Origin of the sequence: Mesorhizobium sp. M7A.F.Ca.MR.362.00.0.0, assembly GCF_004023175.1 — a bacterium.
Lineage (GTDB): Bacteria > Pseudomonadota > Alphaproteobacteria > Rhizobiales > Rhizobiaceae > Mesorhizobium.
Map to the genome: position 1 here is coordinate 25497 of NZ_RZTF01000007.1, position 13421 is coordinate 38917.

A 13421-nucleotide genomic window follows, 5' to 3' on the forward strand; every position below is an offset into this window, starting at 1 on the left:
AAGGGCATTGTAGACGGTGGCCAGCGACACCGGCACGCCGGCGGCAACCGCCTCCTCGTGCAGTTCCTCGGCCGACAGATGCCGGTCGCCCTTGGCGAAAAGCAGATCGGCCAGCGCAATGCGCTGACGCGTCGGCCTCAGGCCAGCTTCACGGACCCGCTTGTCCACAGCGACATTTTCCTTCCGGCCGTCCAGGTCCATCTTCTCGTCGAACCCCACAGTTCCGCCCCAAGACACGCCCAGAATGGCAAAAAAATGAACGTCTGCCGAAACCGGACCTCTCAGGACATATATTCTGTCGTCCGAATGCGATCAATAGCGCGCATTGACCCAGGCAGACGAGCAGGCTAAGCGCAAACGCCGGTTTCCGGCCTGAAACAGATTGTGTTAGGAAACCAACGACAAGGGCACCCGATAGCCCGGAACGATATGGGGATGAGATTGATGGCGGGTAAATCCAGCTACGAGTACGACGAATTGCTGGCCTGCGCCCGCGGCGAACTGTTCGGACCGGGCAACGCCCAGCTTCCCTATCCGCCGATGCTGATGTTCGACCGCATCACCGAGATCAGCGAGACGGGCGGCGCCTTCGAGAAGGGTTTCATCCGCGCGGAGTTCGACATCAAGCCGGACCTGTGGTTCTTTGCCTGCCATTTCATCGGCAATCCGATCATGCCGGGGTGCCTCGGCCTCGACGCCATGTGGCAATTGACGGGCTTCTATCTTGGCTGGCTGGGCGAACCCGGCAAGGGGATGGCGCTGTCGACCGGTGAAGTGAAATTCAAGGGCATGGTCACGCCCTCGGTGAAGAAGGTCGAATATGGCATCGACTTCAAGCGCGTGATGCGGGGCCGGCTGGTGCTCGGCATCGCCGATGGCTGGCTGAAGGCGGATGGCGAACCCATATACGCGGCAACGGATTTGAAAGTCGGTCTGTCCAAGCAGTCGGCGGTTGGCTGACCGGCATCCCTGGCCAGCTCTCTGGCCAGCACCCCTGGAAGGAGTTGCGAATGAGACGTGTCGTAGTCACAGGCATCGGCATTGTGTCGTCGATCGGCAACAATGCCAACGAGGTGCAGACCTCTCTGCATGACGCCAGATCCGGCATCAGCTTCTCCGATTCCTTCGCCGAACACGGCTTCCGCTGCCAGGTCTGGGGAGCGCCGACGCTCGATCCATCGGCCATGATCGACCGCCGTGCGATGCGCTTCCTGAGCCAGGGGGCTGCCTGGAACCATGTCGCCATGGATCAGGCGATCGCGGATGCGGGCCTCGGCGAGAGCGACATCACCAATGAGCGCACCGGCATCGTCATGGGATCGGGCGGACCATCCACCCGCACCATCGTCGAAGCTGCCGAAACGACGCTGAAGAACGGCAGTCCCAAGCGCATCGGTCCGTTCGCGGTGCCGAAGGCAATGTCGTCGACCGCATCGGCGACGCTTGCCACCTGGTTCAAGATCCACGGCGTCAACTACTCGATCTCGTCGGCCTGTTCGACCTCGGCGCATTGCATCGGCAATGGCTATGAATTGATCCAGTGGGGCAAGCAGGACATCATCTTTGCCGGCGGCCACGAGGATCTCGACTGGACGATGTCGGACCTGTTCGACGCCATGGGCGCCATGTCGTCGAAATTCAACGACAACGCATCGACCGCTTCCCGCGCCTATGACGCCAATCGCGACGGCTTCGTCATCGCCGGCGGCGCCGGGGTGCTGGTGCTGGAAGAGCTTGAGCATGCCAAAGCGCGCGGCGCGAAAATCTATGCCGAGATCGTTGGCTATGGCGCGACGTCGGATGGTCACGACATGGTTGCCCCTTCAGGCGAGGGCGCAGTCCGCTGCATGCGCCAGGCGCTGGCCACGGTTTCCACACCGGTCGACTACATCAACACCCATGGTACCTCGACGCCGGTGGGAGATTCCAAGGAAATGGGAGCGATCCGCGAGGTGTTCGGCCCAGAGATGCCGTATATCACCTCGACGAAGTCGCTGACCGGCCATTCGCTGGGCGCGGCCGGCGTGCAGGAATCCATCTATTCGATCCTGATGATGCAGGGCGGCTTCATCGGCGAAAGCGCCCATATCGAGACCCTCGACCCCGAATTCGAGGGCATGCCGATCGTGCGAAAGCGCATCGACGACGCCAGGATCGACACTGTCTTGTCCAATTCGTTCGGCTTCGGCGGCACCAACGCCACGCTCGTTTTCCAGCGCTATTCCGCATAAGGATTTGCCGGCCATGGACGGATTGATGAAGGGCAAGCGCGGGCTTGTCATGGGTGTCGCCAACGATCATTCGATCGCCTGGGGCATCGCCCGGAAATTATCCGAACATGGCGCGGAACTCGCCTTCACCTATCAGGGTGATGCCTTCGGACGCCGGGTCAGGCCGCTGGCCGACAAGCTCGGCGCCTCGCTGGTCGTGCCGTGCGACGTCGAGGACAGCGCCTCTGTCGCGGCCACGTTCGAGACTCTGGGCAAGGAATGGGGCGGGCTGGATTTCGTCGTCCACGCCATTGGCTTTTCCGACAAGAACGAGCTGAAAGGCCTCTACGCCGACACCAGCCGGGACAATTTCGTCCGCACCATGGTGATCTCCTGCTACTCCTTCACCGAGGTCGCCCGCCATGCGGCCACCTTGATGAAGGACGGCGGATCGATGATCACGCTGACCTATGCGGGGTCGGTCCGCGTCATGCCGAACTACAATGTCATGGGCGTCGCCAAGGCAGGGCTGGAGGCGAGTGTCCGGTATCTTGCGAACGACTACGGTCCGCGCGCCATCAGGGTGAACGCCATATCGGCTGGACCGGTGCGCACGCTCGCCGGCGCCGGTATTTCCGATGCGCGCCACATGTTCTCCTACCAGCAGCGAAACTCGCCGCTGCGCCGCACGGTGACCATCGACGAGGTCGGTGGCTCGGCACTTTATCTGTTGTCGGATCTGTCTTCCGGGGTTACCGGCGAAATCCACTATGTCGATTCCGGCTATCACATCGTTTCCATGCCGACGCTCGACGAATTGAAGCAGACCGACGGCGCACGAGACTAACGCCTGCCGCCCAAAGATGCGCGGCGGTTTTAAAATGGCGACATTTGAAGACACGAAGCTTAAGCGCGCCAGTTGAATCCGTTTCAGCGCCAGGCGCGTTGATCCGCTCAAGAAATACTTTCGGTCCAATAAAATTGGATTCATTCGCGGAAACTCATTTTAAGGAGATATCCGCTAGAAAGCCCCGTACTCAGGGGAACTTTCAATGCTCGCCGTCAGCAACCCGAAGCGAACACCGGTGTTCCGACTGCTCACCATAGCGAGTTCGGGTCTCGGCAGTTTCGTCCTCGGGCTCTGGGGCCTGAAGCTCGGTCTCGGCGATGGTTTTGCCGGCATCTCCGCGGACATGATGGTCTCGGTGATGGCCGCTCTTTGCGCACTGGCGGCGTCGGTCGCCGCGATGTCCTTCTTCGCCGGCGTCGATGAATCGGCGGATTTCGTCTTCACGGAAACCCATTTCGACAAGCTGACCGGCCTGGTGGCACGCCCGGCGATGGTCGGCAAGATTGCCGAGGCGGCATGCGCGACCAGCCGGACCGGCGAGCCGATGTTCCTCATCGATATCGACATCGACCGCTTCAAGCAGATCAACGACGCCATCGGCTACAGCCAGGGCGACGAGTTGATCCGCGCCTTCACCAAGCGCTTGAAGACGTGCGTGCCACCGCGCGCGCTGATCGGACGCATCGGCGCCGGTGAATTCGCGATCCTGCTGCCCGACAATCAAGTCTCGGGGTCCTTGGAAAGCACCATAGAGAGGCTCATCGACGAGATGATGGAGCCCTATGATCTCGGTACGCACCTGCAATCGGTCAGCCTGTCGGTCGGCATCGTGGCGATGCCAAAGGACGGCGTCGATCCGGTCCTCATCCTGCGCCGCTCCAATCTGGCGCTGCAGAACGCGCGCGCCAGCGGCGTCGGCAACTGGTCGGTCTTCCATGCCGAAATGGGCAGGGTCGCCGACCATCGCCAATGGATCGAATCCGAACTGCACATAGCCTTCGAACGTGGTGACTTCGACCTTCATTACCAGCCGCAGCTCGATCTCCCGACCGGCCGCATCGTCGGGTATGAAGCGCTTATCCGCTGGCGGCATCCGGAACGCGGCATGATCCCGCCTATGGAGTTCATTCCGATCGCCGAGGAAACCGGCATGATCGGCCCGATCGGCGAATGGGTGCTGCGCAAAGCCTGCAGCGACGCCCGGCATCTGCCCGACGATTGCTTCGTCGCCGTCAACATCTCGCCCGTGCAGTTCATGACCAAGGACTTCGTCGGTATCGTGCGCGACGCCATGACGAGCACTGGCATCAAGCCGTCGCGGCTGGAGCTGGAAGTGACCGAGACAGCGATGATGCAGGACCGCGACCGCGCCGCCGCCATCCTGAAGGAGCTTGCGGATATGGGCATCTCGGTCGCCGTCGACGATTTCGGCACCGGCTATTCCAATTTGAGCTACCTGATCGATTTCTCGTTCGGCAAGCTGAAGATCGACCGGTCCTTCGTCAGCCGCCTCGACACCGATTCCAGCTCGGGTGCGGTCGTCTCGACCATCGTCGGGCTGTCGCGCGCGCTCGGCGTCAGCATCATTGCCGAAGGCGTCGAGACCGAAAGCCAGGCGACGCTGCTCAGGGCAGCCGGCTGCGAGGTGGTGCAAGGCTACCTGTACGGCAGGCCGGCCCCCCTCAAGATCAGGGTCGGCGACGTGCATGTCACCGATGAGGTCCGACGCGTCGCCAATCTGCATTGAACGCGGTGCATTGTATCAACGACGAGCGACAAGCACCTTGAACATGCCGTCGCGGGCGAGTTCGGCATGGCTCGAAAAAGCGGCCGCCAGGATCGGCTCATAGGGAAGCTGGCGGTTGGCGACCATGAACAGCCGCCCACCTGGTTTCAAGGCCTTGGCCGCCGCGCGGATCATGCCGGCGCCGATCTCCGGCTCGGCCGCCCGGCTGCGGTGAAAGGGCGGGTTCATGGCGATCGCGTCGTAGCGCTTCTCGACCGGTTCCTTCAGCAGATCGATCCAGAAGAAATTCCTGGCGATCGACTGGCCGACCCCTGCCAGATGGAGCTTTGCGGCTTCGAGCGAGGCGAAATCGGCCTCATAGAGGTCGAGCGCTGAAATGCCCGGTGAGCGGACGGCGATCTCGGCAGCCAGATACCCCCAGCCGGCGCAGAAATCGGCAATGTTGCCACGCAGATCATTGGGCAGGTTCTCGACCAGCAATTTCGAGCCGGTATCGATCCGGTCGAAGGAAAACATGCCGGGCGCGGTGCGGAACCGGTTTTCAACCAGCAGAGCGGGATTGGCGGCGCGCAGTTCTTCCGCGGCGGCGAGGTCGGCGGGACGGCGTAACCAGAAGGCGATGCCGTGATATTTCGGCAGATGGCCCTCCAGCGGCACAAGTTCGCCGACCCGCTTGCGCAGGCTGGCAATGCCATCGTCCTTGCCGCCGGCAATGACGACCAGGCCGCCCGGCGCCACACGCTCAAGCGCCTCCGCGAGGCGCACTTCGTTCAGACCCCGATGCCGGCCGGCAAGCACAAGTGCCATATCGAAGCCATCGCCTTCCACTTGCGCGGTGACGACGCAGCCAGACGCCTGCAGCGCGCTAAAATGCGGCCGGAAGCCCTGCACGAGGTGAAGCGTCGCCTCGAAGCCTTCAGGCAGGCGAAAACCCGGCTCAGCGCCGAGAAACAGGGCGCGCGTGCCCTTTCCCGGCAAAGAAACAGCCTCGGCCTCGAAGGGATGGAAAAGCGTCTTCAACGGCTCGGCGGACATTGTTCGATCTCGACTTGTCTGGGCGATTTGAAAGTGAAAGCCGGGGCTGAAATGAAAACGGGCGCGACATAAGCCGCGCCCGCTTCAATTCATGAACTCAAGACGTTCAGGCGGCGTTTTCTTCGCCTTCGGTCTTTTTGTCGCGGGCGAGTTCCTTGCCGGTGGCCTGGTCGACGACCTTCATCGACAGGCGGACCTTGCCGCGCTCGTCGAAGCCCATCAGCTTGACCCAGACCTTGTCGCCTTCCTTGACCACGTCCGAGGTCTTGGCGACCCGGTCGTTGGCAAGCTGCGAGATGTGGACGAGGCCGTCACGCGGACCGAAGAAGTTGACGAAAGCGCCGAAATCCGCGGTCTTGACGACCGTACCTTCGTAGATCTCGCCGACTTCCGGCTCGGCGACGATGGTGTGGATCCACTTCTTCGCCGCCTCGATCTCCTTGGCGTTGGACGAAGCGATCTTGACCGTGCCGTCGTCCTCGATGTTGATCTTGGCGCCGGTCTTTTCGACGATCTCGCGGATCACCTTGCCGCCCGAGCCGATCACGTCACGGATCTTGTCGGTCGGGATGTGCATCACTTCGATGCGCGGTGCGAACTCACCCAGTTCCGAACGCGCGCCGGTCAGAGCATGCGCCATCTCGCCGAGGATGTGCTGGCGGCCATCCTTGGCCTGGTCCAGCGCGATCTTCATGATCTCCTCGGTGATGCCTTCGATCTTGATATCCATCTGCAGCGAGGTGATGCCGTTCGCGGTGCCGGCGACCTTGAAGTCCATGTCGCCGAGGTGATCCTCATCACCAAGGATGTCGGACAGAACGGCGAAACGCTCGCCTTCCTTGATCAGGCCCATGGCGATACCGGCGACCGGCTTTGCCAGCGGCACGCCGGCATCCATCAGCGCCAGCGAGGTGCCGCAGACGGTGGCCATCGACGACGAGCCGTTGGACTCGGTGATCTCCGAGACGACGCGCAGCGTGTAGGGGAACTGGTCGGCACTCGGCAGCATCGGGCGAATGGCGCGCCAGGCGAGCTTGCCATGGCCGATTTCGCGACGGCCCGGCGAACCCATGCGGCCGGTCTCGCCGACGGAGTAGGGAGGGAAGTTGTAGTGAAGGAGGAACTTCTCCTTGTACATGCCGGTCAGCGAATCGACATACTGCTCGTCCTCGCCGGTGCCGAGCGTGGCAACGACCAGCGCCTGGGTCTCGCCGCGGGTGAACAGCGCCGAACCGTGGGTGCGCGGCAGGACGCCGACTTCGGAAACGATCTTGCGGACCGTCTTGAGGTCACGGCCATCGATGCGCGAGCCGGTGTCGAGAATGTTCCAGCGCACGACCTTGGCCTGGAGTTCCTTGAATACCGAACCGATCTGCTCGGAAGTGTACTTGGCGTCTTCGCCTTCTGCCGGGGCAAACGCTGCCTTGACCTTCGCCTTGACGGCGTCGACGGCGGCGTAGCGCTTCTGCTTGTCGACGTTCTTGTAGGCATTGCTGAGTTCGTCGCCGACGATCTTCAGCATCTCGGCTTCAAGCGCGGAATAGTCCGGCGCGGTGAAGTCGCGCGGCTCCTTGGCGGCGACTTCGGCCAGCTTGATGATGGCGTCGATGACCGGCTGGAAGCCCTTGTGGCCGAACATGACGGCGCCGAGCATCAGCTCTTCGCCCAATTCCTTGGCCTCGGACTCAACCATCAGCACGGCGTCGGTGGTGCCGGCGACGATCAGGTCGAGCTTCGATTCCTGCATCTCGTCGACATGCGGGTTGAGCACGTATTCGCCGTTGATATAGCCAACGCGGGCGCCGCCGATCGGGCCCATGAAGGGCACGCCCGAGAGCGTCAGGGCAGCCGAGGTGGCCACGATCGACAGGATGTCGGGATCGTTCTCGAGGTCATGCTGGACGACGGTGACGACGATCTGCGTGTCGTTCTTGTAGCCGGAGGCGAAGAGCGGGCGGATCGGGCGGTCGATGAGACGGGAAACCAGCGTTTCCTTCTCGCTCGGACGGCCTTCACGCTTGAAATAGCCACCCGGGATCTTGCCGGCGGCGTAAGTCTTTTCCTGGTAGTTGACGGTCAGCGGGAAGAAATCGAGGCCGGGCTTCGGCTCCTTCATCGAAACAACGGTGGCGAGAACCTTGGTCTCGCCGTAGGTGGCGAGCACCGCGCCGTCAGCCTGGCGTGCGATCTTGCCGGTTTCGAGGATGAGCGGACGGCCGCCCCATTCGATTTCCACTTTGTGGTAATTGAACATGTCTTGTCCTTAATATGAGGAAAGGGCCGCGCCGTTTCACGGTGCGCGGATGCCCTTTCCCTGGCTTCCTTTCTCGGGCAGCCACGGGCAAGACAACGGGAAGCTCGGGTGATTTCGGCGCACTGCGCGCGCGAGCGTCCTGCAATCCTGCCCCATGACCGTCCATGGGCGGTTTCGAGTGCCCTCTGCACGATCGAAACCGGGTCTGGCCAGTCGATGCGACTGGCAGAATGCGCGACCGGCGGCGGGCTCTCCTTCGAAAGCCCGCCGGTCAATTCGTCAACGGCGCAGACCGAGCTTCTCGATCAACGTCTGGTAGCGCGCGTCGTCCTTGCGCTTGAGATAATCAAGCAGGCTGCGGCGCTGAGAGACGAGAGCAAGCAGACCACGGCGGGAATGGTTATCCTTCTTGTGGTCCTTGAAATGGTCGGTCAGGTTCTTGATGCGCTCGGAAAGGATGGCCACCTGGACTTCCGGAGACCCGGTATCGCCCTTGGCGGTTGCGAATTCACCCATCAATTCCTGTTTGCGCTCGGCAGTAATCGACATCGTGCTTTTCCTTATCTGTTTGAGGAAACGGGTCGCCCTCAGCCGGGATGTCGTCCAGCAGGGGCCGGTGCAAGCAAAGCGTCACAGCGCTATGCTGCGGCGCATATAGTGCAATTCCCCGGAAAACACCAGCCCAATTCACCAGCCGGCTTTTCAGGCCCAAAATGGCAGGTTTATCCTTGTCAAAGCCATTTCTTCCATTTGAAGAAGGCGATCAGCCCGAACGCGACAAGCGCCATGAACAGCAGCGACAAGGGATAGCCATAATAGGCCTTCAGTTCCGGCATGTTCCAGGGCGAAGACTCCGGGTCGAAATTCATGCCCCAGATGCCGACCAGGAAGGTGAGCGGCATGAAGATGACCGATACGATGGTGAGATAGCTGATGACGTCGTTGGTGCGCGCCTGGCTCAGCGACAGGTGCATCTCGATCAGGCCGGTCAGCATGTCGCGCTGGGTTTCGACCAGTTCGATCAGCCGCAGCGCATGGTCGAGCGTGTCGTTGAGGAAGATCTTGGTCTCGGCCTTCACGTAGGGCACGTCGTTGCGAATCAGCGTCGCCAGCGCATCGCGCATTGGCCAAAGCACGCCTTTCAGCACGTTGGCGTCGCGCCGCAATTCATGCAGCTGCCGCATCTGATGCTTGTGCGGCGAATGCAGCATCTCGTCCTCGATGCTGTCGACCGTATCGCCGGCGGCCTCGATCGGCGGAAAGTAGCTGTCGACGATGGCATCGATTAGCGCATAGGCGAGGTAATCGGCGCCGCGGGCGCGCAACCGGTTGGGCGCCGAACTTTCGATGCGCTTGCGCACCGGATCGAACGGATCGCCTTCCCGCTCCTGGAAGGTAACGACGAAGTTGCTGCCGAAGAAGACGGCGATCTGCTCATAGCGATGCGAGGTGACGTCGTCGATCATCCTGACGACGACGAAGGCATGGTCCTCGAAGAAGTCGACCTTCGGCCGCTGGCCGGTGTTGACGACGTCCTCCAGCGCCAGCGGATGCAGGCTGAAAATGCGGCCGATCTCCTCGATCAGCGGGATGTTGGCGAGGCCGGTGCAGTCGAGCCAGAGGACCGGCCATTTGTCGCAATGGGTGTTGAGGTCGTCGATGCTGGCATTTTCGATGGTCTTGAATTTTTCGGGCGAGATCAGCGTCAGCCTGAGTTCGCTGCGACGCGCCGAGGGGTCGGCGATCAGCGTGCCAGGCGACGCACCGACCGGCGGCCGGCGCGTTTTCACCGGCGCCCGTTTGTTCACCGCTTCGGCCTTTGCCATGTGCCCCTCGAGCGTAGAGTCGAACTGAAGTTAGACGAGAGCCGTCACCCGGCAAAGACCCGCTTGGGCTTGAACATGCCTTGCTCGATGGCACCGATGGCGACCAGCTTGCCGCGCGCCGTGGCGCAGGCTTCCTCGGCTTCCACCGGTGCATCGCGGCCGCGGATGATGACTGGGTTCCCAAGGCGGATCTTGGTCGCCGCATCGTCGCTGATGGCGATCTGCGGCAGGCAATCGAGGGCAGCCGATGTGTCGACCAGGAGCGCATCGATGGCATCGAAGTCGATTGGCACTTCCACCTTGTCGGCAGCCTCTGCCGTGTCGGCGGCTACCGTAGCGTCGGCGATATCAGTCGCGTCCGCGTTTCCCTCCACCACGCCGAAACGGGCAGCTTCCAACTCGGCGATGGTAACGAAGTCCTCCGAGGTGAACGGTTCGACCTCGACCCGGCGCAATTCGCTGATATGGCCGAAACAGCCCATGTCGCGGCCCATGTCGCGGGCCAGCGAGCGCACATAGGTGCCCTTGCCGCATTCGACCTCGAAAACAGTGTGGTCGGCGCCATGCTCGACAACGTCCAGACGGCCGATCTCGATCTCTCGCGCGGGTATGTCGACCGTCGCACCGTCGCGGGCCAGATCATAGGCGCGCTCGCCGGCGATCTTGATGGCCGAGAATTGCGGCGGCGTCTGCATGATGACGCCGGTGTATTTCGGCAGCAGGGCGAGCACCTCGGCTTCCGACGGACGCAGATCGGACTCCTTCGCCACCGGACCTTCGAGGTCATCGGTGGAGCGCTCCTGCCCCCATGCGACGGTGAAGCGATAGATCTTGGCGCCGTCCTGCACGTAGGGAACGGTCTTGGTGGCCTCGCCAAGCGCGATTGGCAGCATGCCGGACGCCAGCGGGTCGAGCGTGCCGGCATGGCCGGCCTTTTCGGCCTGGAACAACCATTTGATCTTGGAGACGGCTTCGGTCGAGCCCATGCCGACCGGCTTGTCCAGGATCAGCCAGCCCGAGATCGGCCGGCCCTTCTTCTTGCCGCGGCGCGCCACTATTCGGTGTCCTTGTTGTCGTCTTTGTCCTGGTCCGCGTTTTGCTGGTCCTCAGGACTCAGATCGCGCGCCACTTCCGGCGATTTCAAGAGGTCGTTGATCCTGGCGAAATTGTCGAAGGAGGTGTCGAGCTTGAAGCGAAACTCCGGCATGAATTTCATCTGCCGCAGCGCGCTGGAAACACGGCCACGGATGAATTTCGCATGCTTGTTCAGCGCCTCGACCACCGCATCGGTATCCTTGGCGCCGAGTGGCGAAACGAAAGCGGTAGCGACCTTCAAATCGGGCGACATGCGCACTTCCGAGACCGACACCACGGTGTTCTCGATCAGCGGATCGATGATCTCGCCGCGCTGCAGGGTTTCGGACAGCGCATGGCGCACCTGTTCGGCGACGCGCAGCATGCGCTGGGATGGGCTGGATGTGGTTGGACGGGGCATTTTTCTCTATCCTGAAGCGTGAGGCGCGGGATGGGACCGTGCCGCATGTCTCATATGGGTCGTTCTCAATAGACCTCGGGCGGCGGCCTTTCGGCCACCGCCCGGTATGGACAAGTCACTCGAACTCAGAGTGTCCGGGTCACCATCTCGACGCGGAAGCACTCGATGACGTCGCCGACGCGCATGTCCTCGTAGTTCTGGAAGGCCATGCCGCACTCCTGGCCGCCGGGGACTTCCGAAACTTCGTCCTTGAAGCGCTTCAGGGTCTTCAACGTCCCTTCGTGGATGACGACGTTGTCACGGATCAGGCGCACACCCGCACCACGCTCGACCTTGCCTTCGGTGACACGGCAGCCGGCGATCTTGCCGACCTTGGTGATGTCGAAGATCTCGAGGATCTGCGCGTTGCCGATGAAGGTCTCGCGACGCTCCGGCGACAGCAGGCCCGACAGAGCCGCCTTCACGTCATCCACGAGGTTGTAGATGATCGAGTAGTAGCGGATCTCGATGCCAGCCGCCGCTGCAGCGGCACGCGCCTGGACGTTGGCGCGGACGTTGAAGCCGATGATCGCGGCACCCGAAGTCTCCGCCAGCGACACGTCGCTTTCGGTGATGGCGCCGGCGCCGGCATGGACGATGCGCGCACGCACTTCGTCGGTGCCGAGTTTGTCGAGTGCGGCGTTGATCGCCTCGATCGAGCCCTGCACGTCGCCCTTGATGACCAGCGGGAATTCCTTCAGCCCGCTTGTCTGCAATTGCGACATCATCTGCTCAAGCGAACCGCGCTGGCCGGCATGCTTGGCAACCGCCTTCTCGCGCGCCAGCCGCTGGCGGTATTCGGTGATCTCGCGGGCACGGGCCTCGTTGTTGACCACGGCGAAGCGGTCGCCGGCCTGCGGTGTGCCCTGCAAGCCAAGCACTTCCACCGGCATCGCCGGCGGCGCTTCCTTGATCTGCACACCACGATCGTTGACCAGCGCACGCACCCGGCCCCATTCGTTGCCGGCAACGAGGATGTCGCCCGGCATCAGCGTGCCGGTCTGCACCAGCACGGTGGCGACGGGGCCACGGCCCTTGTCGAGCTGGGCTTCAATGACGACGCCTTCGGCGGTACGATCCGGATTGGCCTTCAGGTCGAGAATTTCGGCCTGCAGCAGGATCGCCTCGAGCAGCTTGTCGAGGTTGGTGCCCTTGGTCGCCGACACTTCGACGTCCAGAACTTCACCGCCCATGGATTCGACGAAAACCTCGTGGCGCAGCAGTTCGGAGCGCACTTTCTGCGGATCGGCATCATGCTTGTCGATCTTGTTGATCGCTACGATGATCGGAACGCCGGCCGCCTTGGCATGGCTGATCGATTCGATCGTCTGCGGCATGACGCTGTCGTCGGCGGCAACCACCAGGATGGCAATGTCGGTCGCCTGGGCGCCACGAGCACGCATCGCCGTGAAGGCGGCGTGGCCGGGCGTGTCGATGAAGGTGATCTTGTGACCGTTCTTCTCGACCTGGTAGGCGCCGATATGCTGGGTGATGCCGCCGGCTTCGCCGGAGACGACATTGGCGTTGCGGATCGCGTCGAGCAGCGAGGTCTTGCCATGATCGACGTGACCCATGATCGTCACGACCGGCGGACGCGAAACCAGGTCCTCGGCATTGTCGGCGATGTTGAACAGGCCTTCCTCGATGTCGGACTCGGCGACGCGGCGGACCGTGTGGCCGAATTCGGTAGCAACCAGCTCGGCCGTGTCGGCGTCGATGACGTCGCCCGGCTTCAGGATCTGGCCCTGCTTCATGAAGAACTTGACCAGGTCGACCGCGCGCTCGGACATGCGTTGCGCCAGTTCCTGGATGGTGATGGTCTCTGGCAGGATCACTTCGCGCATGACTTTCTCGCGCGGCTCATTGTGCATCGCGCGCTTGAATTTTTCCTGGCGGCGACGCATCGACGACAGCGAACGGGCTCGCGCGTCTTCGTCGGACAATGCTGAATTCAGCGTCAGCTTG

Annotated in this window: 11 protein-coding genes and 1 pseudogene (1 of these 12 only partly in view); 4 read left to right on the forward strand and 8 right to left on the reverse strand. The window is 62.3% G+C overall.

The genetic code is table 11. The features are described 5' to 3' along the window. Positions 1 to 201 (reverse strand): annotated as a pseudogene (irrA, locus tag EOC06_RS02010) (iron response transcriptional regulator IrrA) (it extends 242 nt beyond the left edge of the window). 243 nt (positions 202 to 444) lie between these two features. Here irrA and fabA point away from each other — a divergent pair. The 4 genes from fabA to EOC06_RS02030 all read left to right on the forward strand — a co-directional run bounded on the left by fabA (position 445) and on the right by EOC06_RS02030 (position 4807). Further along, the gene (gene fabA / locus EOC06_RS02015) at positions 445 to 960 is read left to right on the forward strand and encodes a 3-hydroxyacyl-[acyl-carrier-protein] dehydratase FabA (RefSeq protein WP_013527885.1); all 516 of its coding nucleotides are present in this window, start codon (positions 445 to 447) and stop codon (positions 958 to 960) included. A 50-nt stretch (positions 961 to 1010) separates the two neighbouring features. Continuing rightward, a complete protein-coding gene (fabB, locus tag EOC06_RS02020) occupies positions 1011 to 2231 on the forward strand; it encodes a beta-ketoacyl-ACP synthase I (protein ID WP_127267922.1) in 1221 nt (406 codons plus the stop codon). 13 nt (positions 2232 to 2244) lie between these two features. Further along, positions 2245 to 3057 carry an enoyl-ACP reductase FabI gene (gene fabI / locus EOC06_RS02025; protein WP_127267921.1) on the forward strand — a complete coding sequence of 271 codons (813 nt, stop codon included), beginning with the start codon at positions 2245 to 2247 and terminating at the stop codon, positions 3055 to 3057. A gap of 205 nt (positions 3058 to 3262) precedes the next feature. Beyond that, entirely contained in the window at positions 3263 to 4807 is a 1545-nt protein-coding gene (locus tag EOC06_RS02030) for a bifunctional diguanylate cyclase/phosphodiesterase (protein WP_128306956.1), read from the forward strand. A 15-nt stretch (positions 4808 to 4822) separates the two neighbouring features. Here EOC06_RS02030 and EOC06_RS02035 read toward each other — a convergent pair whose 3' ends face one another. The 7 genes from EOC06_RS02035 to infB form a co-directional block, all read right to left on the reverse strand. Next, positions 4823 to 5842, reverse strand: a complete 1020-nt coding sequence (locus EOC06_RS02035) for a class I SAM-dependent methyltransferase (protein ID WP_128306957.1) — start codon at positions 5840 to 5842, stop codon at positions 4823 to 4825. A gap of 106 nt (positions 5843 to 5948) precedes the next feature. After that, complete coding sequence (pnp, locus tag EOC06_RS02040) at positions 5949 to 8096, reverse strand: polyribonucleotide nucleotidyltransferase (protein ID WP_128306958.1); 2148 nt, start codon at positions 8094 to 8096, stop codon at positions 5949 to 5951. Between the two features lie 279 nt (positions 8097 to 8375). Next, positions 8376 to 8687 carry a 30S ribosomal protein S15 gene (gene rpsO / locus EOC06_RS02045; RefSeq protein WP_281035278.1) on the reverse strand — a complete coding sequence of 104 codons (312 nt, stop codon included), beginning with the start codon at positions 8685 to 8687 and terminating at the stop codon, positions 8376 to 8378. A gap of 140 nt (positions 8688 to 8827) precedes the next feature. Continuing rightward, complete coding sequence (corA, locus tag EOC06_RS02050; protein ID WP_127270701.1) at positions 8828 to 9922, reverse strand: magnesium/cobalt transporter CorA; 1095 nt, start codon at positions 9920 to 9922, stop codon at positions 8828 to 8830. Positions 9923 to 9966: 44 nt separating this feature from the next. Further along, entirely contained in the window at positions 9967 to 10977 is a 1011-nt protein-coding gene (gene truB / locus EOC06_RS02055) for a tRNA pseudouridine(55) synthase TruB (RefSeq protein WP_128306959.1), read from the reverse strand. Then, positions 10977 to 11417 (reverse strand): 30S ribosome-binding factor RbfA, encoded by a 441-nt coding sequence (gene rbfA / locus EOC06_RS02060; protein ID WP_128306960.1) that lies wholly within the window; start codon positions 11415 to 11417, stop codon positions 10977 to 10979. Before rbfA ends, truB begins: the two co-directional genes overlap by 1 nt. 125 nt (positions 11418 to 11542) lie before the next feature. Next, the coding region (gene infB, locus EOC06_RS02065; protein ID WP_245469286.1) for a translation initiation factor IF-2 at positions 11543 to 13421 on the reverse strand (1879 nt) is incomplete at its 5' end.

Coding starts and splice junctions, on each gene's coding strand:
- EOC06_RS02030 (WP_128306956.1), top strand. CDS start 3,263: ATGCTCGCCGTCAGCAACCCGAAGCGAACACCGGTGTTCCGACTGCTC.
- fabB (WP_127267922.1), top strand. CDS start 1,011: ATGAGACGTGTCGTAGTCACAGGCATCGGCATTGTGTCGTCGATCGGC.
- fabA (WP_013527885.1), top strand. CDS start 445: ATGGCGGGTAAATCCAGCTACGAGTACGACGAATTGCTGGCCTGCGCC.
- rbfA (WP_128306960.1), bottom strand. CDS start 11,417: ATGCCCCGTCCAACCACATCCAGCCCATCCCAGCGCATGCTGCGCGTC.
- EOC06_RS02035 (WP_128306957.1), bottom strand. CDS start 5,842: ATGTCCGCCGAGCCGTTGAAGACGCTTTTCCATCCCTTCGAGGCCGAG.
- fabI (WP_127267921.1), top strand. CDS start 2,245: ATGGACGGATTGATGAAGGGCAAGCGCGGGCTTGTCATGGGTGTCGCC.
- pnp (WP_128306958.1), bottom strand. CDS start 8,096: ATGTTCAATTACCACAAAGTGGAAATCGAATGGGGCGGCCGTCCGCTC.
- corA (WP_127270701.1), bottom strand. CDS start 9,922: ATGGCAAAGGCCGAAGCGGTGAACAAACGGGCGCCGGTGAAAACGCGC.